Here is a 20,578-nt window from a genome sequence, read left to right as displayed (position 1 = left end):
AAGCTCGGACCTAACACTATATATCCATGAGCATACGCCTGCTATCTACCAAAATTCTCAGTCCCTCGCAATCGGCCCTACTATCAAAGGGACCTTTTAACATTGAGGCGTACGATTCTTTAAAAATAGAACTGCTCTATCAGGAGATAGACACCTCCTACAGGCACGTCATATTCACCAGTCAAAATACGGTAAAGTCCTATTTAAAGAATCTAGAGGAAGCGGCCAACCTCAACCATATAAAGAATTCCAAAGATCTTTCCTCCCAGATCACTGCCTATTGTGTAGGAGAAAAAACAAAGGCGTTATTGGAGGAAAACGGGATTAAAGTGGTAGCAGTGACCCATTACGGAGCAGATTTGGCAAAAATATTAGTCTCAGAATACTCACAACATTCCTTCTTGTTCCTATGTGGCAATAAAAGAAGGTTCGAGATCCCGACCAGTCTAAAAGAAAACAACATTCATTTTAAGGAACAGGTGGTCTATAAAAATAGCCCCAACCCCAAAGGCTTTAGCACCGCTTTTGATGGGATCCTCTTTTTTAGTCCAACCGGTATAGAAAGCTATCAGATGAAAAACACCCTATCGGACAGTATCGCTTTCTGCATTGGGACCACCACGGCAGAAGAAGCAAAAAAATACACCTCCAATATCGTAGTCGCCAAAAAACCAACGGTAGAAAGCGTCTTGGAAAAGGTAGTTGAACATTATAAATCAAAATAAATTAATAGTCGTCCCCTCCGCAATCCGATCCGTAAAGGCAAGCGAAAAACGCCTAGAGTTTAGAAAATGGCGGGACGGAAATTAAACCTTATACTATGAGCATAAAGAATGATTTATTCCTAAGAGCGTTAAAAGGAGAAACAGTAGAGCGACCACCCGTATGGATGATGCGCCAAGCAGGAAGGTATTTGCCAGAGTTTATGGCAATCCGTGACAAATACGATTTCTTCACCCGCTGTAGAACGCCAGAATTGGCAAGTGAAATTACCGTACAGCCCATCCGCAGGTACGGAATGGATGCCGCTATCTTGTTCAGCGACATTTTGGTGATTCCACAAGCCATGAATATAGAGGTGGAAATGAAGCCTAATTTCGGACCCTATTTACCCAATCCGGTGAGGGATCAAAAAGGCGTAGACAATGTAATCATTCCAGATGTTAACGTGGAATTAGATTATGTAATGCAGGCAATAAAAGCCACCAAAGAATTACTGAACGACGAGATACCCCTAATCGGTTTCGCAGGTTCTCCATGGACCATTTTGTGCTATGTAGTACAAGGCCAGGGGAGTAAAACCTTTGACAAGGCCAAGGAGTTCTGCTTTACCAATCCGGTTGCAGCACATCAATTGTTACAGAAAATTACAGACACCACCATTGCCTATTTAAAGGCCAAGGTAAAGGCCGGCGTTAATGCCGTTCAGGTGTTCGATTCTTGGGGAGGAATGCTCTCTCCGGTAGACTACCAAGAGTTCTCCTTCCAGTACATTCAGCAAATAATTGATGCATTAAAGGACGAAACTCCTGTTATTGTATTTGGAAAAGGATGTTGGTTTGCCTTGGGTGATATGGCAAAATCCGGTGCTTCTGCCCTAGGGGTAGACTGGACCTGCTCCCCAAAGAATGCTAGGTACCTTTCTGGAGGCAATATAACCCTGCAAGGGAATTTTGATCCGCACAGATTGTTGTCGCCCCCAGCAGAAATCAAGAAAATGGTCACCCAAATGATTGACGAGTTTGGAAAGGACAAATATGTGGTAAACTTAGGCCACGGTATACTCCCACACATTCCATTGGACCATGCCAAAGCCTTTATAGACGCAGTAAAAGAATACGGAAATTAATTAATGGGGCGTGTCCCTTTTTTGTAGAAAAGCAAAAAAGGGTCGCGCTTTCCGTTATATCTTTTATTTTTATACCAGCATCCCCAAGGTCGACCTAGCTTCCACCAAAAGGGACACCCCCAAAGCAATGGTGGGGAAAAATAAAAGGATGCCACGTCAATCGCTCACGCAAAACACTGCCCATGATCAAAAATATACTAAAAGGTATTACAGCCTATTCAGGTACTTTTAAGATCATTTCCCGCCTTGGGCTATGGAAGTACTTTTGGATTCCCATTCTTATTAGCCTTCTTACGGCAACTCTTATTATTACTACCGCCTACGGCTTTTCAGACAATATAGGGGGCTTCCTCTCCCAAGCATGGATATGGGAATGGGGAAAGCAGACCGTCCTAACGATCACTGAAGTGCTTGGAGGAATAGTCATTCTAGTCTTAGGTTTTATACTGTACAAACATTTAGTAATGGCGCTTTCCGCACCCTTTATGAGTCCGGTATCAGAAAAAATAGAGGCCCACATCCTGGGAACCAAACCCCATAGCAAAAGAGCTACTAGTTTTTTCCAGCAACTCTGGCGCGGACTCCGCATTAACCTGCGGAACCTGGGGATGGAACTGCTATGGACAATTCCTATTTTATTATTTGGCCTAATTCCCGTAATTGGAGTGGTATCGGCCTTTTTATTATTGCTGGTACAGGCCTACTATGCCGGTTTTGGGAATATGGACTATACCCTAGAGCGGCATTTTAACTATCGGGAAAGTATTCTGTTTGTAAAACAAAACAAAGGATTGGCCATAGGAAACGGCCTGGTGTTTATGCTGTTTCTCTTTATTCCGGTCATTGGGGTGATCCTAGTATTGCCCTTGTCCGTAACAGCGGCTACCACTAGGACGGTTGCCCTGTTAAATACGAAGAATGATTTACCAAGAAAATAAACCTACAAGGTCTCAAAGTCCTTGCAGGTTGAGACCGACCTGCACCTAGGTCTATCAAAAAAAATGAAAAAATGAAAAATAAATTTTACAACTATATCGTACAGCTTCAAGATACCATCACCGCCAAATTGGAGGAAGTAGATGGTACGGCTGTTTTTAAAGAAGACCTTTGGGAACGCCCAGAAGGCGGAGGAGGTCGTACCAGAGTTATAGAAAACGGGGCCGTTTTTGAAAAGGGAGGAGTAAACATCTCCGCCGTACACGGGGCCCTACCAGAGAGCATGCAAAAGTATTTTGGGGTTGAGAACGCCGATTTTTTCGCCTGCGGACTAAGCCTGGTCCTTCACCCAAAAAATCCGATGGTGCCCACCGTGCATGCCAATTGGCGCTATTTTGAAATGTACGACCAAGAAGGGAATATCGTAGACCAATGGTTTGGAGGCGGACAAGATCTTACCCCCTACTACCTATTTGATGAGGACGCCAAACACTTCCATACAGTTTGCAAAAATGCCTGTGACAAACACCACCCCAGCTTTTATGCTAAATACAAGGAACGGTGCGATCAGTATTTCTGGAATACCCATAGGAACGAGGCCAGGGGCGTAGGCGGACTTTTCTATGACTATTGCAAAGCGACCGACGGGATGAGCATGGAAGACTGGTATAATTTTGAAACCGAAGTGGGCAACAGCTTTTTAGAAGCCTATATTCCCATTGTAGAAAGAAGAAAGGACCTGCCGTACACCGAAGAGCAGCGGACCTGGCAAGAAATAAGACGTGGCAGGTATGTAGAATTTAACCTTGTACACGATAAAGGCACCCTCTTTGGACTAAAGACCAATGGCAGAATAGAGAGTATTTTAATGAGTTTGCCCCCACATGTACAATGGCGTTATGACCACCATCCGGAAGAAGGAAGTGAGGAAGAGCGACTAATAAAAGTGCTGACAAAGCCAAAAGAATGGGTATAACCCCAAAGGAAAGCGTATGGGAAAGTCTGGAAAAGAAAAAAACACCCTGGCCAAGGCAAAGCACAGTAAACTGGTAAATAGAAAGAAGAATAAAATTAAAAAAGACCAGGAAACAAGGAAAGAGCGCTTAAAAGCAATCCTTGCACAACATTCTAATCAGCAGAAAAAAGAGGCCAAGTAGGATCCCGAAAACACCCATAGCATTATCAGTAAGTGAAAACCACCAACGAAAACACCATGAACTGCCCTTGTGGAAGCCTTAAACCCTATCCCGATTGCTGCCAGGTGGCGCACCTCAACCTCTCCATGGTAACCACCGCAGAGCAGTTGATGCGGTCCAGATACACGGCTTTTGTAATGGCCAATGGAGATTACCTCATGGCGAGTCATCACAAGAGTACTAGGCCGCTTAAGGAAAAAGCCTCCATTGTAGCCTGGGCCAAATCCGTTAGTTGGATCCGCCTAGAAGTTTTGGAAACCACCAAGGGTAAAAAGAACGACACTAAGGGCACCGTTACTTTTAACGCCTATTTCTATGAAAATGGACAGGTAGCGGTAATCCATGAGAAATCACTTTTCAGAAAGGAACAGGGCATTTGGCAGTATGTGGGCATCTCCCAATAAACCAATGCCAAGCCATACGGATTAGGCATAGTTCCCTTATCTTTGTTTAATAATAAAAAACGTAGCAATGCATCCATTAATAAGAAATAGAAGACTTCGTTCTAATGAAGCCATTCGCTCCCTAGTTAGGGAAACCATTCTAACACCAAACGATTTTTTAGTGCCCCTTTTCGTAGTAGAAGGAAAGGGAGTTAAGCAAGAGATTCCCTCCATGCCTAACTACTATCGTTTAAGTTTGGACCTTCTAGAAAAAGAAGTTAAGGAACTATGGGCCATGGGATTGAAATCCGTTTTAATATTTGCCATGGTTCCAGAAAATTTGAAGGACAATAAGGGCAAGGAGGCAACAAACCCAAAAGGGCTAATGCAACGTGCCGTAAAAACAATTAAAAATGCCTGTCCGGAAATGCTTGTAATGACCGATGTGGCCTTTGACCCTTACTCCTCTTACGGACACGATGGTATTGTAGAGGACGGAATCATTATAAATGACGACAGCGTAGAGATCCTCACGGAGATGAGTCTGAGCCATGCCGAAGCGGGCGCCGATTTTGTGGCCCCCAGCGATATGATGGACGGAAGGATATTGAGTATCCGCGAGGCCTTGGAAGATGAAGGCTATATCAATACGGGGATCATGGCCTATAGCGCTAAATACGCAAGTGCCTTTTACGGTCCCTTTAGGGATGCCTTAGATTCTGCCCCTGGTTTTGGAGACAAAAAAACCTACCAAATGGATTACGCCAACAGACTGGAAGCCCTCAGGGAAACAGAAATGGATATCGATGAAGGTGCAGACATTGTGATGGTAAAGCCTGGACTCTGTTACCTAGACATCGTCAGGGAAGTTAGAGACCTAGTAGATGTACCCGTAGCAGTCTACCAAGTATCGGGCGAATACGCAATGGTAAAGGCAGCTGCTGAAAAGGGTTGGTTAGATCACGATGCCGTAATGATGGAGCAACTAACCGCCATAAAAAGAGCGGGCGCCAATATCATTGCCAGCTATTTTGCCAAGGATGCCGTAAAATTATTGGGATAAGCACATTTTAGGAGTCCATCCATCGAAACCTACTATTACAAAAAGCCTTGAAGCATCCGCATCAAGGCTTTTTTTCTTCCCTCCTATAGGCGGCAAAGGAGTATAACAGAAATGTATTGTCTGACCCAAGAACCAAATCCAATATATTTTTGCCGCTAATGCAGCATAGCCCTCCAACCTTATTAAATTATTCTTATTTTAGTACTCTATCCGACGTATATGGGCCTACTTTTCTTTTTCGCATTTATATCAATTCTATTTTCATTCCTGTGTTCCATTCTGGAAGCGGTTCTTTTGAGTATACCTCCCACTTTCATCAACCTAAAAAAAAAGGAGGGAAAACCTTATGCGCACGAATTAGAGGTACTTAAAAAAGACGTAGACAAACCCCTTATAGCCATCTTAACCTTCAATACCGTGGCACATACGGTGGGCGCTATCTTGGTTGGGGTACAGGCAAAAGTGGTCTATTCCGAACTTTACGAAGACACCAGCAGAACCTTTTTAGGGCTCAACTTTACCGAAGGGGCTATGGTAGGTTTGGTATCTACCATCATGACCATTCTTATTCTGATTGCCTCAGAAATTATTCCCAAGACCATTGGTGCCACCTATTGGAAGCAACTGGTAAACTTTACTACCAAAACGCTCAAGATTATGGTATGGGCACTACGCTATACGGGCTTGTTATGGGCGCTACAACTCTTTACCAAACTTATTAGCAGCAAAGGCATGGAAGGAAGCGTATTGAGCAGAGAAGATTTTTCTGCCATGACCGATATTGCCCACGAGGAAGGAGTGTTCCAGGAATCGGAATCCAACATAATCCGCAACCTATTAACCTTTAACAAGGTGCTGGTAAAGGATATTATGACCCCTAGGGCCGTCGTTAAAATTGCTTCCGAAGAGACCAGTATAAAAGAGTTTTATAATGCCAATGCACAAATGCCCTTTTCTAGGATCCCTGTTTACCACAAGAAAATGGACAATATCACTGGGTTTGTCCTTAAAGATGAGGTATTGGAAGAAATCATCCGTGAAAATGGAGAGGCACCACTATCCACAATAAAGCGGGATATTTTAGTAAGCAACCGAAAAACCCCCATTCCAGAGCTTTTTGAGACCTTTATTACCAAACGGGAGCATATTGCTCTGGTGGTAGATGAATACGGCTCCGTTAGCGGCGTGGTAAGTATGGAGGATATTTTGGAAACCTTGTTGGGTATGGAGATTGTGGATGAAAGCGATAGTGTGGCCGACTTACAGCATTTGGCACGGAAAAACTGGAGGGAGCGCGCTAAAAAGCTTGGGATAACCGGGGAAGAAAAGCAGCAGGAATGATGGAGACGGCCTATGTAGAAACTCCCCTGGGAGTTGCCAAATTAATAGGGGATGAAACAGGCTTGTCTTACCTCAGCTTATTGGATGAATCCCAAAAACTTACTGACGTAATTCCCGAGGTATTGGAGGATGCCGTTTATCAATTAAACGAATATTTTGCGGGCAAGAGAACCGAGTTCAGTTTGCAATTGAATCCAGAAGGAACGCCGTTTCAACAAAAGGTGTGGCAAGCGCTACAGGAAATTCCCTATGGACAGACCGTCACTTATGGGGAATTATCCAAATCCTTGGGCGACCCAAAGGCCATAAGGGCCGTTGCATCCGCCAATGGTAAAAATCCACTATGGATTGTAATTCCATGCCATAGGGTCATTGGAAGTGACGGATCACTTACAGGATATGCAGGGGGATTAGAGCGAAAAAAATGGCTTTTGGAGCACGAAAGTCCGGCTAAGCAACTCTCCTTCTTCTAAAAATTACAAACCACCTGGTCGGAACCCATAAAAATAACCGGCTTATAGGGCGGTAAAAGCGCATTAGAACGATGATAATTACCGTTTAAAGATAAATCAGGAAAAACCTCTGCTAAATTATAGGCCCTCACCAACCTAGGGGTCGGTTACCCACTTTTTTCTTAAGAATAGCCTCTTGGCAAGTACTTGTGGTATAATCAAGCAACATATCCTTTGACGTAGGTTCTGCTAAATCTGTTTATGATTCCAACGAAGGCTATCTTTTCACTTGGAAAGCTTTGGAAAAGATACTACAATTCCCACCCAATATCCAAACATAATTACCCCCAATTTAACATACCTACTTTCCGATAAGAAACCCCATTTCCATTTTTGTATCTTTCCTAAAGAAAGTATATTGGAATAAAAATATCCCTCCCCAATGATACACACTATTAATTTGGAAGACATCCTTTTTTTGGACATAGAAACCGTTCCAGAACAAGCGCACTTTAATTTATTGGACGAAACCCAAAAAAAGCTTTGGGAGCAGAAATCCAAATACCAGCGCAAAGACGAATTTACTGCGGAGGAGTTTTATGAGCGTGCCGGAATTTGGGCCGAGTTTGGAAAGATCATCACTATATCGGTAGGCTATTTTAATATAGGCGGGGATCAACGAAACTTCAGGGTTACCTCCTTCCATGGCGAGGAATCCAAACTATTAAATGATTTTAAAAACCTTCTAGACACCCATTTTAATAGTCCCAAACACCTTTTATGTGGCCACAACGGCAAGGAATTCGATTTTCCCTATATCGCCAGACGGATGATTATCCACGGCATAGCCATCCCAGAGAAATTGAATCTTTTTGGGAAGAAACCATGGGAAATTCCACATTTAGATACTATGGAGCTATGGAAGTTTGGCGACTACAAGCATTTTACCTCCCTAAAACTTTTGGCCAATGTACTGGGAATTGCTTCCCCTAAAGAAGATTTGGATGGCAGCATGGTAAAAGAGGTTTATTACCAGGAGAAAAACATGAAGCGTATCATAAATTATTGCGAGCTAGATGTTATCACTACGGCTCAGGTATTTTTAAGGTTTCGTGGAGACAGCCTCTTAGAGGAAGAGGAAATCAAGCGGATTTAGGCTGCTCTTAGCTATCTAACATTAGCTGCACATATACGGGAAAGTGATCACTGTATCCGCCCTTATACCCACCCCCTCTGTAGGTTCTAAATGGCGTCCCTTTGTATTTCCCCTTAGCTTCCTTAAGAAAGGCCTCGTCAAATATATTGGCCCCTATATACCTATGCCCCCCATTCCTATCTGTAAGAAATCCTTTGGAAAGCATAATTTGATCAAATAGATTCCAAGACCCCCTATAGCGGACGCTTCCCCGACTACGGGAATATAGGTCTTGCATAGGGTTATAGAACTTATCGGTATCCATAAGGGCTTGTACACTCTCTGCGGTGGGTCCGTCGTTAAAATCGCCCATAACCACATAGCTAGGCTCTTTAAACTCCGCCTCAATGCCATCCATAAAAGAAATAATGGTTTTGGCAGCTAGGAGGCGTTTATAATCGCTCTCCAGGTTTCCCGTTCTTCGGGAGGGCCAATGGTTTACAAAAATATGAAGTACCTGCCCATTTAATTCCCCCTGCACATATAAGATATCCCTTGTGGCTTCCGGCTCCCCATTTGAAGCTTGTAATAACAAGGGGATGGGTTGCGATTTCAGTACCTTAAAATGATCCCGGCTGTATATTAGTGCGGTATCCATTCCCCTATCGTCGGGTGAATTATAATGTACATAGCCATAGTTATATCCATTCAATGGCGGGGTATCCAATAATTGCTGTACCACGGCCCCATTTTCCACTTCGGCAACCCCAAGGAGCACAGGAGGCTTCCCCGATTCTTCCAAACCAATCGTTCCAATGACGCTTGCCAATCGCTCCAATTTTCGTTGGTAACGCCTAGGAGTCCATTTCCTAGACCCTTCGGGAGTGAAATCCAAGTCTCGCGTAGATTCCGTTAATAGGGCATCAAATAGATTTTCTAGGTTATAAAAGGCAATCGTATGCATATTTTGTACTAAATTCCTCTTAAAAATCGAAAAATCCATGAAAATTATCTAATGGATGGCTAAATTAGGAAAACGCTTGCCAACTATTGTTTAGTTTTGTATTATAAACATATATATGCTAGAAAAAAACACTATAGATCATGAAAAAGTGGTCCTTATAGGCGTAATGAATAAGGACCAAAATGAAGAAAAAGTAACTGAGTATTTAAACGAATTGGAATTTCTCACCTATACAGCAGGTGGGGAAGTCTGCGAACGTTTTGTACAACGGATAGACGTACCCAACCCCAAGACCTATATAGGTAGCGGGAAAATGCTAGAAGTAGAAGCGTACGTAAAAAACAACGATATAGGATCTGTCATTTTCGATGACGAACTTACCCCTGGGCAACAGCGAAATATTGAAAGGCAGTTGAAGTGTAAGATTTTGGATCGTACCAGCCTCATCCTGGACATTTTTGCCCAAAGGGCACAGACTAGTTATGCTCGTACACAGGTAGAATTGGCCCAATATGAATACTTATTGCCCAGACTTACCGGGCTTTGGACCCACTTAGATAAACAACGAGGGGGAATTGGAATGAGAGGTCCTGGAGAGCGAGAAATTGAAACGGATAGGCGTATTGTACGTAACCGCATTACCTTGTTAAAGAAAAAGCTGAGCAAGGTAGATAAGCAAATGGAGACCCAGCGTGGAAATCGCGGATCGTTGGTACAGGTAGCCCTTGTTGGGTACACCAATGTGGGTAAATCTACCATTATGAATGTGGTAAGTAAAAGTGAGGTCTTTGCAGAGAACAAGCTTTTTGCAACAGTAGATACTACGGTACGAAAGGTAGTTTTGGGGAACCTTCCCTTTTTATTGAGTGATACGGTCGGATTTATACGTAAGCTTCCCACACAATTGGTAGAGAGTTTTAAAAGTACGTTGGACGAGGTACGGGAGGCCGACCTACTTTTACACGTGGTAGACATTTCACATCCCAACTTTGAGGAACATATAGAATCTGTGAACCATATTCTATCGGAAATTAAATGTGCCGATAAAAAAACAATCATGGTCTTCAATAAAATAGACCTTTACAAGCACGAGACCATAGAGGAAGACGATCTAATTACCGAAAAGACCAGTAAACACTTTACCCTGGAAGAGTGGAAGAAGTCTTGGATGCAACGGTCCGGGGAGAATGCCGTATTTATTTCGGCTACAGACCAGGAGAATTTAGAAGATTTCAGGAAAAAGGTATACGACGCAGTAAAAAGCATCCATACCACCAGATTCCCTTATAACGATTTTCTATACCCGGAAAACTTGGATGAATATTAGCCAAGTTTTTGTACTGCTTAAGGTTAGTGGCAGAATAAAACACCCCCTTGCCATGGTACACCACACATTAATGACCTTTCACAACAAAAATTAAGATTGTTGATAGGCATTGCCTAGTTTTACAGGGTAGTTAAGCGGTAATATTCCCCCTAAATCGTGTTGCCGCTTTAATAAATATTCAAATGTCCTTTTTTCCCCAAATTGACACTTGACAAAAGAATTTAGAAATACCCAATTTCAAAAAATTCCGACTTAACCAACACAAAAAATGCCCCTAGATTAGGGGCTTTTTTTATGGTAAATAGTTTAGTATCTCTAGAAGGAATAGTTAAGACCCAACAACCAATAGGTTTGTAAATCGTTATCTACATTATCAAAAGTAGGGGTGGGATCGCCTACATCCACATTATTGATGGCATAGGTTAATGCCTCTTGTTTATTATCCCTTAATCCAAATTCAAATCCTAGTCCTATACCTTTCCACAGTGTATACCCAAAGGAGTTGGTCCAGGTCCAGTTAGAAAAGTCGGACGACTTATAACTTTGGAACATGGACAAATTGGTTTTAAAGTTCACCTTTCCCAATTGTCTAGTATAATCGGCCACAATCTTGGCTCCCATAGAAGACTCAAAAACGGACTCCCCACTGCTAAAAACAAAGTTGTAGTTTAAGGGATGTATTACCACAATTAAATCTGTGATCGGAGTCCAGGTGGCACCCACACCAAAATCTAAATATCCGGGATCGTTAAAATTATCAATAATCGTAGTCCTGTATTCCCCTAGAGCAGAAATCGCCAATTTATCACTTAGGTTACGACCGTAGAGAGACGTTAGGGAAAACACATCGGTAGCGGAGCGGAAGCTATCATCATCGTCAGGATTATCCTTATCATCAAATTTCACCCAACCAAGATTAACGTTTAGAGAATTTCTCCAAAAAAACTTCTCCTGTTTCAAATTGGCATACACATTGGCCGTAACCCCTATATTACCCGAACTGGAGTTTGGCGCCCCTTTGGAGTACCAATTGTTAAACCCAGAAAGACTTAAACCTACAGTACCAAATGCTCCTGTTTTCCAGCCAGGTAGGGCCTTAATCTTTTTCTGAATGGCATCTACCCGTCCCTGTAGCGCAGCAATGGAATCGGTTTTTAGTTTCTTTTCCGCATTAAGTTCTTCCAAGGTTTGGGAATACCCCAATTGAAAGCCCATAAAAACGATTAATGCAAGTACAACTCTCCTCATAATAGTTTGTAATTAGTCAATTTTACACAAAACTAGGGGGTTACCGACTAAAATTTGAACCTTATCGCCAATTATTTTGCCTTATATAGCGGTACGGAAGAACAAGCTTCCCCATACATAACGCTTCTTGCCACGGTCTGGAGTTTGGCCGTAACCCATAAGTAGGCGTTGGCTGGCACGGGCTTATTAGAGCAACCTTTTACAATAACAGGCTTCCCTTCATACTCCGAAACGTCCAAGTTTTCTATAATTTCCTGGTAAAGGGAAGACTCCAAGGTATCCAAGTCTCCTATCACCATTTTTTTACAGAAAGGCTGAAGTTTGGTCCCAATGAGCATATAGGCCCATCCAGCGATAATGGCATCGGAAGAACAGCTTAGCGCCACATAACAGTCTTGGTACCTACTCCAATCGTGATTTTCCAATTGCGATCTAAAGTCCTTCTCTCTCAGAATTAACCCTTCATACAGCCAATCCTTTATATCCAACACTACCCTTTCCCCAGCAGGATAATAATCCTCCAGATCAAAGGTGATCAATTTACTATTCGCAACGCGATTTACAATCTCTGACATAATCAAAATTTAAGTAAAAATATCCCTAAATACATGGCCCCAGCTCCTATTAACAAGCTTTTAATGAAAACCCGCCTATTGGATTCCCCTATACATCATCATAATCTACCGTTAAGGTAGGCGTGGTGGGATGTGCCTGGCAGGTTAGTATTAATCCCTCGGCTATTTCGCCGTCCGTTAAAATTTGATTTTTTACCATTTCGGCCTTTCCTTCTTTGATCCTTGCGATACAACTACTGCAAACACCACCTTGACAAGAGTAAGGAGCGTCAATATTTTCTTTAAGCACCGCATCGAGCACCACAGTTTCCTTACTCATACTAAGTGAGAACTCCTCATCATCTACCAATACGGTCAACTGTGTGCTCCCCTCCAGGTTTACTGGAAGTTCATCCTTGATTTCCGTCTCGGTAAACAGTTCAAAATGAACCTTATCTTCAGTGATTTCATTTTCTTTTAAACGATCTTTCACCAAATGAATCATGGCTTCTGGCCCGCAGAGGTAGAAATCATCAAAGGCCAGGTCCTTGTGCTTGTTCTTTAATACATAGTTTACCGTAGAGGTATCTATACGCCCAAACAAGGATTCATCTTCCTGAGTCTGACTCAGTATAAAATATATGAAGAACCTATTGGGATAATCCAATTGCAATTTCACCAAGTCTGTATAGAACATGGTTTCTTTGTACGATTTGTTCCCATAGACCAGCACAAACGTATTTTTGGGATTACTGTCTAAGACGGTTTTGGCAATACTCATAATTGGCGTAATACCACTCCCTGCAGCAAAAGCAGCAATATTCTTAGGACTACTGCTAGGCTTAAAGACAAACCTACCTTCTGGCGGCATTACCTCCAACACATCGCCTACCTGTAATTTACTATTGGCATAGTCAGAAAATCCGCCTTTGTCTACCTTCTTCACCCCAATGGTGATAGAATCGGACTTGGGCGATGAGCTAATGGAGTATGATCTCCGCAATTCCTTCCCTTTAATTTCCTTTTTTATAGTAATATATTGACCTGAGGTAAAAGCAAAAGTCTGAATCAGATCCTTTGGAATAGTAAAGGTTACTGCAACTGAACTTGGTGTAAGTTGCTTTATTTTTTGTACCGTAAGTGAATAAAATTGGGCCATATTAAATCTTTGTGACAAAATTAAGCAAAGCAAGGACGATTTAAAACGGGATTGTAAAATAATATATACCTAAGTATCTTAGGTATGTTAGAAATCCCTATATTTAACACTTAAAAGCAAAAATACCGCTATACCTTAACTACTGATGCCGTCTTAAAAAAGCATTTTTCCACCAATTATGAGGAATTCTAAATTATATAAAGGAAGTTTAAACACCATTATCCTAAAACTCTTGGAAGAAAAAGGGAAAATGTACGGATATGAAATCACCCAAAAAGTAAAAGAGATCACCAAGGATGAGCTTCGGGTTACGGAAGGTGCATTGTACCCTGCCCTTCACAAGCTGGAAGCCGAAGGATTTTTGGAGGTAGAGGTTGCCAAAGTAGACAATAGGATTAGAAAATATTATAAACTAACAGAAGCGGGCGAAAAAGAGACCGTTAACCGTTTGCTAGCGTTGGAAGACTTTATCCGCAACATGCAGCAACTGTTAAATCCTAAATGGAGTTTAGAATAAACCTTACAAAAATGGCTGCCATCCCGATTATTAAATTCCCCAATAAATGAAATTAGACCAACACCAACTAAGTTTTATAGACACCTATCTAAAAAATTCAGGGATTGCATATGTAGACCTTCGTATGGAAATGCTAGATCATGTGGCCACTGGGGTCCTGGAATCAATGAATGGGGAAAACACTTCATTTTATGAGGCGTTTAAATCCTATATGGTAGTCAACAAGAAAGAACTCTTAAAGTGGAACAAAAAGTTCAGGAAGGTTACAGATGTTAAGGTATTGCAAGCCCTAAAAACCAACCTGTGCACCCCCATAAGCGCTCTGGCTTTCTTGGCTTGCATACTACTCCTAAAAATGGGAGCGGAATCATTTAATCTAATTACAACTTACAGATATATCCCAATAGGGGTATTATTGGTGATGCTGTGTTTTTATTGCTACACCTATAGGATTGTATTTGGAAAAAACCGTTTTTCAGGATTGGAGCGAATAGGAACACCCTTACTAATTTTTCAGCAGGGGATGTTATTTTTATTTTCCCCCTCTTATTCTAAAGTATTTTTTCAAGAGCAACCCTTAATTTACTTCACGCTTATTTCTTTATTCGTTCTAACGGGCTTCGCTTTTATAAAAATCATCCATACTTTAAAAAAGGAATATAGCGTTCACTTCCAAATCGCATGACATGAAAGTTAATCCAACCCAAATACAAGAGCTATACCTCTTTACACGCCAACATTTTGTAGAGCATTACGACCTACAGACCGAATTGGTAGATCATTTAAGCAATGGAATAGAAGCGCAATGGCAAGAAAATCCGAACCTTGATTTTAAAGACGCATTGAATAGGGAGTTTAAAAAATTTGGGGTTTTTGGCTTTCAGGACGTTATTACAGCACGCACCAAAGCCATGGAAAAAAGATATTTCTCCTTTATCTGGCGTTTTTTTAAAGACTATTTTAGCTTTCCTAAAGTTGCATTAACCGTTTTCTTAATAGCACTTTGCTATACGCTATTACGACTATTACCTGCCGAAATAGGAATTGGGGTGGTTTACGGAGTTTATGTCCTGTCTGTACTATTTATGCTCTACAAGCTTTTTAATTTTAAAAAGCAACAAGGTGCCAAGGAGAAAAGATGGATGCTAGAAGACATGATATTTAACCAAATAGGGTATTCCAATATTGGCATACTTCCTCTATATTTCATCTCATGGCCTTTCAGTCCTACGAGCTTAGAATCGGAGTGGCTACTAATCCTCCTATCCATTGCTCTCCCCTGTCTGTGTTTGTTTATTCATATAATTACCAACATCATCCCTCAAAAGGCAGAAGAACTACTGCAGCAAACCTATCCAGCATATAGAATTGTATAATTTACTGTAACAAATCCCACCACTTTACTACTAACCCATGGCTATAACCCAACAAGCAAATGTTAAAACACTTTTTTATCCTTGAGTGGAAATCATTCTTTAGAGCTGCTTCCTTTAAATCTAACCTAGGCATCAAAATCTTGATGTTTTTTGGGGCCATCTATTTTATGATGGTCTTTCTAGGGATGGGCGTAGGTGCTTACTACCTTATTAAAAAAAGTGGATGGGGCGATCCCTTGGAGGTAACCAATCAGTTTTTAATCTACTACCTGGCCATTGACCTTTATTTGCGGTTTATGCTTCAAAAAATGCCGGTCACCAATATAAAGCCATTACTATACCTACCCATCAAAAAAAGTGGTATTGTGAGGTACGCTATTGGCAAAACGGTCATTTCATTTTTTAATCTGTCCCACGCATTCTTCTTTATTCCCTTCTCCATTGTACTCCTAACAGAAGGGTACAACCCCCTAGGGGTAATTACATGGTTTTTGGGAGTCATGGCCTTCATATTCTGCAACAATTTTATCAATATCCTGATGAACAATAAGGATCAAGTCTTTTATGCCATCCTTGCAACGGTTACCCTTTTGGGCGCCAGTCAGTATTTTGAACTTTTCAATATCACCCACTATACTGGCTCAGCATTACACACCCTATACCAAATTCCATGGACCATCATTATACCATGGATTCTACTAATTACACTGGCCCTAGGCGCCTTCACCTATTTTAGAAGCCATATGTACCTGGATGCCGGCTTAGCTGGCAAAAAATCGGAGGCAAAGACAGAGGATTATACCTGGTTGAACCGTTTTGGAAATCTGGGTACTTTCTTAAAGAACGATATTAAACTCATTAAAAGAAACAAGCGCTCTAGGACTACCGTAATTATGAGCGTCCTCTTCATTTTTTACGGACTACTTTTCTTTACCAGGAGCATTGGAGCCTATGACAGTCCAGAATGGAAAATATTTGCAGGGATTTTTGTTTCCGGTGGCTTCCTATTTAGTTTTGGTCAGTTTGTTCCTAGTTGGGACAGTGCCTACTACCCCTTAATGATGAGCCAGAATATAAAATACAGGGAATACTTAAATTCCAAATGGTATTTAATGGTCATTGCCACTATTTTAAGTACGGTTCTCGCCTCCTTTTATCTCTATTTTGGATGGGATGCTTACTTAGCAGTTGTGGCAGGTGCTATTTACAATATTGGGGTTAATTCCTATTTAGTGCTCTGGGGAGGGGCCTATATAAAAACCCCCATTGACCTAGGCTCCAATAAAAAAGCCTTTGGAGACAAGCAGGCGTTTAACTCCAAAACCCTTCTACTTACACTCCCAAAATTAATCCTTCCCCTATTGGTATACGCCTTGGGACATTATCTAATAAGTCCTACCGCCGGCTATACTTTTGTGGTTCTGGCAGGAGTGCTTGGTTTCACCTTTAAAAACAAGGTGTTTATTAGAATAGAACGCATCTATAAAAAAGAAAAATATAAGACGCTGGCTGCCTACAAGCAAAAAGCTTAATAAGAAGATATTTTATGATTAAGATCGAAAACCTAACCAAGGCCTATGCTAGTGCCACGGTATTGAATATAGCGGATTTAGAAATTCCCAAGGGCCAGAGTTTTGGCCTAGTAGGCAATAACGGAGCAGGAAAGACCACTCTTTTTAGCCTGATGCTAGACCTGATACAACCCACAACGGGCCACATTACCAATAAGGAGGTGGTAGTAGACGAGAGTGAGGCATGGAAACCCTTTACATCTGCTTATATAGACGAGTCTTTTCTAATAGGCTACCTCACCCCCGAGGAGTATTTTTATTTCATAGGGGAATTAAGGGGGCAGAACAAGGCACAGGTAGATGAGTTACTGGCAGGTTATGAAGATTTTTTCCACGGGGAAATCCTAGGACAGAAAAAGTACTTGCGAGACCTTTCTAAAGGAAACCAGAAAAAAGTGGGCATTGTGGCCGCCTTTATTGGCAGTCCAGAGCTCATAATTTTGGATGAACCCTTCGCCAATTTAGACCCCACCACCCAAATTAGACTGAAAGGTATTATAAAGCAACTCACCCTTAACAGACAGGTGACCGTGCTAGTCTCTAGTCACGATCTTATTCACGTCACTGAGGTTTGCGAGCGCATTGCGGTATTGCACAAAGGGGAGTTGGTGAAGGATCTAAACACCTCTACCCAAACCCTTAAAGAGCTGGAAGCCTTTTTTGGGGGCGATGGCTTGCCTACACAGGCCGTTGGCTAGGCAATATTTCCATCAGGAAACCATCTAAATATAAGGCTGCACTAGCTAATTACCTGCATAAAGCATACGCTAGGCAGCCACCTCTATGATAGGCAAACATCCCCCTAATTTTAATTTTATAGTACCCCAAGATAGGATAGTCCAACAGGAACTGTCCTTCGTCATAAAATATTCCTACTTTTATCGACCAACTACATAATATTCCCGCTATTTTATAGTTTAAGAATACGTACGAATACGTTTAATTTTGAAGCTTCGCAATAATCTAATAATACTGGCCGTATTTGGTAGTCTGGCATTTAATGCCTGCTCTACCAAAAAGGATGCTTTGCTCAATAGAAGCTGGCATGCGCTAAATACCCAATACAATAGCTTGTACAATGGCAATCTTGCCTTTGAGGAAGGGCGGGAGGGACTCTATGAGTCCTACCAAGACAACTACTGGGAGGTACTGCCTGTAGAACGCCTGGAAGTTACGGAAGATTTAAAATTGGATTCCGAAGACAACAACCCCAACTTTATTATTGCCGAGGAAAAAGCTACCAAAGCCATACAGAAACACAGTATGGAAATTAATAACCGGGAACGCAATCCGCAAACGGACGAAGCCTTCCTGCTTTTGGGAAAGGCCCGGTATTTTGATCAAAGGTATATGCCTGCCTTAGAGTCCTTTAATTATATTTTAAACAAATACCCGCAGAGCGATAAGCTAAACGAAGCCACTATTTGGCGCGAAAAAGTGCATATCCGCCTGGAAAACGAAGAGCTGGCCATTAAAAACCTAAAACGGCTGTTACGACAAGAGCGTCTAAAGGACCAAGAATATGCGGACACCCATGCCATGATGGCCCAGGCGTATATTAATCTCCACATACCGGATACCGCTATACAACAACTAAAAATTGCCACCGCATACACCAAAAAAAATCCTGAAAAGGGACGGTATTTATACATCATTGGCCAGCTGTACAATCAATTAGGGTATAAGGACAGTGCCAATTATGCCTTCGATAAGGTGATTGCCTTAAACAGGAAGTCGCCCCGGGTCTATATGATTAACGCCCACATTCAAAAAATACAGAATACGGAATTAACAGCGGATAACCGGGACGCCCTATACCAACATTTAACCCGTTTAGAGGAGAATCGGGAGAACAGGCCCTTTTTAAATAAGATTTACAGGGAATTGGCAACATTTCATGCTGCGGAGAAATCGGATAGCTTGGCATTGGCCTACTATAATAAATCCCTAAGGGCCACTACCAATATGCCTCAACTGAACGCGTTGAACTATGAAAATCTGGCCAATTACAATTTTGACCGAAACCATTACCGACTCTCGGGAGCCTATTATGACAGTGTATTGCAAAACCTCCCTGAAACCTCCAAGAAACACCGACAGATAAAAAAGATATTAGACAATCTGGAAGACATTATTAAATATGAAGAGATTGCGCAGCACACAGACAGCATCATTGGATTATATGAACTCTCCATCCCAGATCGCCTTGCCTATTTTGAGTCACACATCGCCAAGCTAAAATCGGCCGCAGAAAAGGACAGAAAAAAAACTGCCCAGATGGCCAATGCAGGTTTCGAGGCGTTTTTAAAAACCAAGGGAGGCAGGGAAAACAAGGGCAAGTTTTATTTCTACAACATCACTGCCCTTGGCTACGGCAAAAACGATTTTAGATCCAAATGGGGAACCCGCAGCTTGGAAGACGATTGGCGCTGGTCTAATAAAAACAGGATAGTCCCCACGGAAGGCATCGCTGCAGCGGGAAATAAGGGTACAGCTCCTGTTGCTGGCACAGAGGGAGAAGACCAACGGTACCAGGTATCCTATTATATGGAGCAAGTACCCACCGACGAGAATCTGATAGACAGCTTAAGGACCCAACGCAATTTTGCCAATTACCAGCTGGGACTTATCTACAAGGAAAAGTTTAAGGAAAACGCTTTGGCAGCGGGGAAATTAGAGGATGTTTTAAGAAGGGATCCGGAAGAACGGCTCATTATTCCCAGCAAATACAATCTATATAAGATCTACGAGGAAGAAGGGAGTGCGTTGGCAGAAGACATGAGGTACAACATCATACAAAATCACCCCGAATCCCGTTATGCACAAATACTACTAAATCCCCAAGCCATTTTGACCCAGGATACCAATAGCCCAGAATTTGCGTATGGCCAACTATACAAACAATATCAAGGTCAAGAATACCTAAAGGTCATAACCGGTGCCGAGGCACAGATTAACAAATACCTTGGAGACCCAATAGTTCCAAAATTAGAATTACTAAAGGCAAATTCTATTGGGAGACTACAGGGATATGAGGAATTTAAGGAAGCCCTCAACTATGTAGCCCTGAACTATCCCAATGCTCCCGAAGGTAAGAAAGCACAACAGCTAGTTGCCCATCAATTGCCACAATTGGAAAACAAAACCTTCTCTATGGAAACGGGAAGTAGTGGGAGCGAAAATTGGAAGGTAGTTTTCCCGCTAAAAACCAGCGATGCCAAAAAAGCGCTCCGATTAAAGGAGCTATTAGAAAATTCCATTAAGGAATTAAGATATAGGAACAAGGTATCCTTGGATGTCTACAATTTAGAACAACTCTTCGTAGTTGTACACGGTTTTAGAGCCAAGGATTTTGCCCTAGGTTATACAGAATTGCTTCAAAAAAACAAGGATTATAGAATCGATGACGAGAATTTCGTAATTTTGTCGGCCAATTACAAAATCATCCAAGTGCATAAGAACTTAGATGACTATTTAAAAAAAATAAAAACCCCAAAATCTTAACAT

At 41.8% G+C, this 20,578-nt stretch carries 21 protein-coding genes; 17 read left to right on the top strand and 4 right to left on the bottom strand.

Translation table 11 applies throughout. The features are described from left to right. The first annotated feature begins 26 nt into the window (after window positions 1-26). The 10 genes from F1E73_RS02260 (at window position 27) to F1E73_RS02220 (ending at window position 8,376) form a co-directional block, all read left to right on the top strand. Window positions 27-725 (top strand): uroporphyrinogen-III synthase, encoded by a 699-nt coding sequence (locus tag F1E73_RS02260; RefSeq protein WP_086476447.1) that lies wholly within the window; start codon window positions 27-29, stop codon window positions 723-725. A gap of 95 nt (window positions 726-820) precedes the next feature. Continuing rightward, window positions 821-1,849, top strand: a complete 1,029-nt coding sequence (gene hemE / locus F1E73_RS02255; RefSeq protein ID WP_150451000.1) for a uroporphyrinogen decarboxylase — start codon at window positions 821-823, stop codon at window positions 1,847-1,849. A gap of 182 nt (window positions 1,850-2,031) precedes the next feature. Further along, window positions 2,032-2,787, top strand: a complete 756-nt coding sequence (locus F1E73_RS02250; RefSeq protein WP_086476476.1) for an EI24 domain-containing protein — start codon at window positions 2,032-2,034, stop codon at window positions 2,785-2,787. Between the two features lie 71 nt (window positions 2,788-2,858). Next, window positions 2,859-3,761, top strand: coding sequence for an oxygen-dependent coproporphyrinogen oxidase (gene hemF / locus F1E73_RS02245; RefSeq protein WP_150450999.1), 903 nt, complete (start codon window positions 2,859-2,861; stop codon window positions 3,759-3,761). A 16-nt stretch (window positions 3,762-3,777) separates the two neighbouring features. Further along, complete coding sequence (locus tag F1E73_RS17550) at window positions 3,778-3,942, top strand: hypothetical protein (protein WP_191088975.1); 165 nt, start codon at window positions 3,778-3,780, stop codon at window positions 3,940-3,942. A 32-nt stretch (window positions 3,943-3,974) separates the two neighbouring features. Continuing rightward, a complete protein-coding gene (locus tag F1E73_RS02240) occupies window positions 3,975-4,385 on the top strand; it encodes a YchJ family protein (RefSeq protein WP_317045166.1) in 411 nt (136 codons plus the stop codon). A 67-nt stretch (window positions 4,386-4,452) separates the two neighbouring features. After that, window positions 4,453-5,427 (top strand): porphobilinogen synthase, encoded by a 975-nt coding sequence (gene hemB, locus F1E73_RS02235; protein ID WP_086476450.1) that lies wholly within the window; start codon window positions 4,453-4,455, stop codon window positions 5,425-5,427. A 219-nt stretch (window positions 5,428-5,646) separates the two neighbouring features. Continuing rightward, a complete protein-coding gene (locus tag F1E73_RS02230; protein ID WP_086476452.1) occupies window positions 5,647-6,768 on the top strand; it encodes a CNNM domain-containing protein in 1,122 nt (373 codons plus the stop codon). Then, complete coding sequence (locus F1E73_RS02225) at window positions 6,768-7,241, top strand: methylated-DNA--[protein]-cysteine S-methyltransferase (RefSeq protein ID WP_150451032.1); 474 nt, start codon at window positions 6,768-6,770, stop codon at window positions 7,239-7,241. The genes F1E73_RS02230 and F1E73_RS02225 overlap by 1 nt, the downstream gene beginning before the upstream one ends. 421 nt (window positions 7,242-7,662) lie before the next feature. Beyond that, the gene (locus F1E73_RS02220) at window positions 7,663-8,376 is read left to right on the top strand and encodes a 3'-5' exonuclease (RefSeq protein WP_150450998.1); all 714 of its coding nucleotides are present in this window, start codon (window positions 7,663-7,665) and stop codon (window positions 8,374-8,376) included. A 7-nt stretch (window positions 8,377-8,383) separates the two neighbouring features. Here the strand turns inward: F1E73_RS02220 and F1E73_RS02215 are convergent, their stop codons facing one another. Next, the gene (locus F1E73_RS02215) at window positions 8,384-9,358 is read right to left on the bottom strand and encodes an endonuclease/exonuclease/phosphatase family protein (RefSeq protein ID WP_150450997.1); all 975 of its coding nucleotides are present in this window, start codon (window positions 9,356-9,358) and stop codon (window positions 8,384-8,386) included. Between the two features lie 76 nt (window positions 9,359-9,434). On the opposite strand from F1E73_RS02215, the gene hflX reads away from it, so the two are divergent. Continuing rightward, window positions 9,435-10,646 carry a GTPase HflX gene (hflX, locus tag F1E73_RS02210; protein ID WP_086476455.1) on the top strand — a complete coding sequence of 404 codons (1,212 nt, stop codon included), beginning with the start codon at window positions 9,435-9,437 and terminating at the stop codon, window positions 10,644-10,646. A 315-nt stretch (window positions 10,647-10,961) separates the two neighbouring features. Here the strand turns inward: hflX and F1E73_RS02205 are convergent, their stop codons facing one another. The 3 genes from F1E73_RS02205 to F1E73_RS02195 all read right to left on the bottom strand — a co-directional run bounded on the left by F1E73_RS02205 (window position 10,962) and on the right by F1E73_RS02195 (window position 13,607). After that, a complete protein-coding gene (locus tag F1E73_RS02205; protein ID WP_150450996.1) occupies window positions 10,962-11,894 on the bottom strand; it encodes a DUF3078 domain-containing protein in 933 nt (310 codons plus the stop codon). A gap of 71 nt (window positions 11,895-11,965) precedes the next feature. Continuing rightward, entirely contained in the window at window positions 11,966-12,469 is a 504-nt protein-coding gene (locus F1E73_RS02200) for a DUF2480 family protein (protein ID WP_086476457.1), read from the bottom strand. Between the two features lie 88 nt (window positions 12,470-12,557). After that, window positions 12,558-13,607, bottom strand: a complete 1,050-nt coding sequence (locus F1E73_RS02195; protein ID WP_086476458.1) for a ferredoxin--NADP reductase — start codon at window positions 13,605-13,607, stop codon at window positions 12,558-12,560. A 178-nt stretch (window positions 13,608-13,785) separates the two neighbouring features. On the opposite strand from F1E73_RS02195, the gene F1E73_RS02190 reads away from it, so the two are divergent. From F1E73_RS02190 to porW, 6 genes are all read left to right on the top strand, one after another. Further along, window positions 13,786-14,124, top strand: a complete 339-nt coding sequence (locus F1E73_RS02190) for a PadR family transcriptional regulator (protein WP_150450995.1) — start codon at window positions 13,786-13,788, stop codon at window positions 14,122-14,124. 46 nt (window positions 14,125-14,170) lie between these two features. Next, the gene (locus F1E73_RS02185) at window positions 14,171-14,809 is read left to right on the top strand and encodes a hypothetical protein (protein ID WP_150450994.1); all 639 of its coding nucleotides are present in this window, start codon (window positions 14,171-14,173) and stop codon (window positions 14,807-14,809) included. Window position 14,810: 1 nt separating this feature from the next. Beyond that, complete coding sequence (locus F1E73_RS02180; protein WP_150450993.1) at window positions 14,811-15,500, top strand: hypothetical protein; 690 nt, start codon at window positions 14,811-14,813, stop codon at window positions 15,498-15,500. 59 nt (window positions 15,501-15,559) lie between these two features. Then, the gene (locus F1E73_RS02175; RefSeq protein ID WP_150450992.1) at window positions 15,560-17,032 is read left to right on the top strand and encodes a DUF5687 family protein; all 1,473 of its coding nucleotides are present in this window, start codon (window positions 15,560-15,562) and stop codon (window positions 17,030-17,032) included. Between the two features lie 14 nt (window positions 17,033-17,046). Further along, window positions 17,047-17,769: an ABC transporter ATP-binding protein gene (locus tag F1E73_RS02170; protein ID WP_150450991.1), complete on the top strand. Its 723-nt coding sequence runs from the start codon at window positions 17,047-17,049 to the stop codon at window positions 17,767-17,769. Window positions 17,770-18,016: 247 nt separating this feature from the next. Beyond that, complete coding sequence (porW, locus tag F1E73_RS02165; RefSeq protein WP_150450990.1) at window positions 18,017-20,575, top strand: type IX secretion system periplasmic lipoprotein PorW/SprE; 2,559 nt, start codon at window positions 18,017-18,019, stop codon at window positions 20,573-20,575. The last annotated feature ends 3 nt before the right edge of the window (window positions 20,576-20,578 follow it).

The organism is Arenibacter lacus, assembly GCF_008711145.1.
Lineage (GTDB): Bacteria > Bacteroidota > Bacteroidia > Flavobacteriales > Flavobacteriaceae > Arenibacter > Arenibacter amylolyticus.
This window is presented reverse-complemented; position numbering and strand designations above follow the sequence as displayed.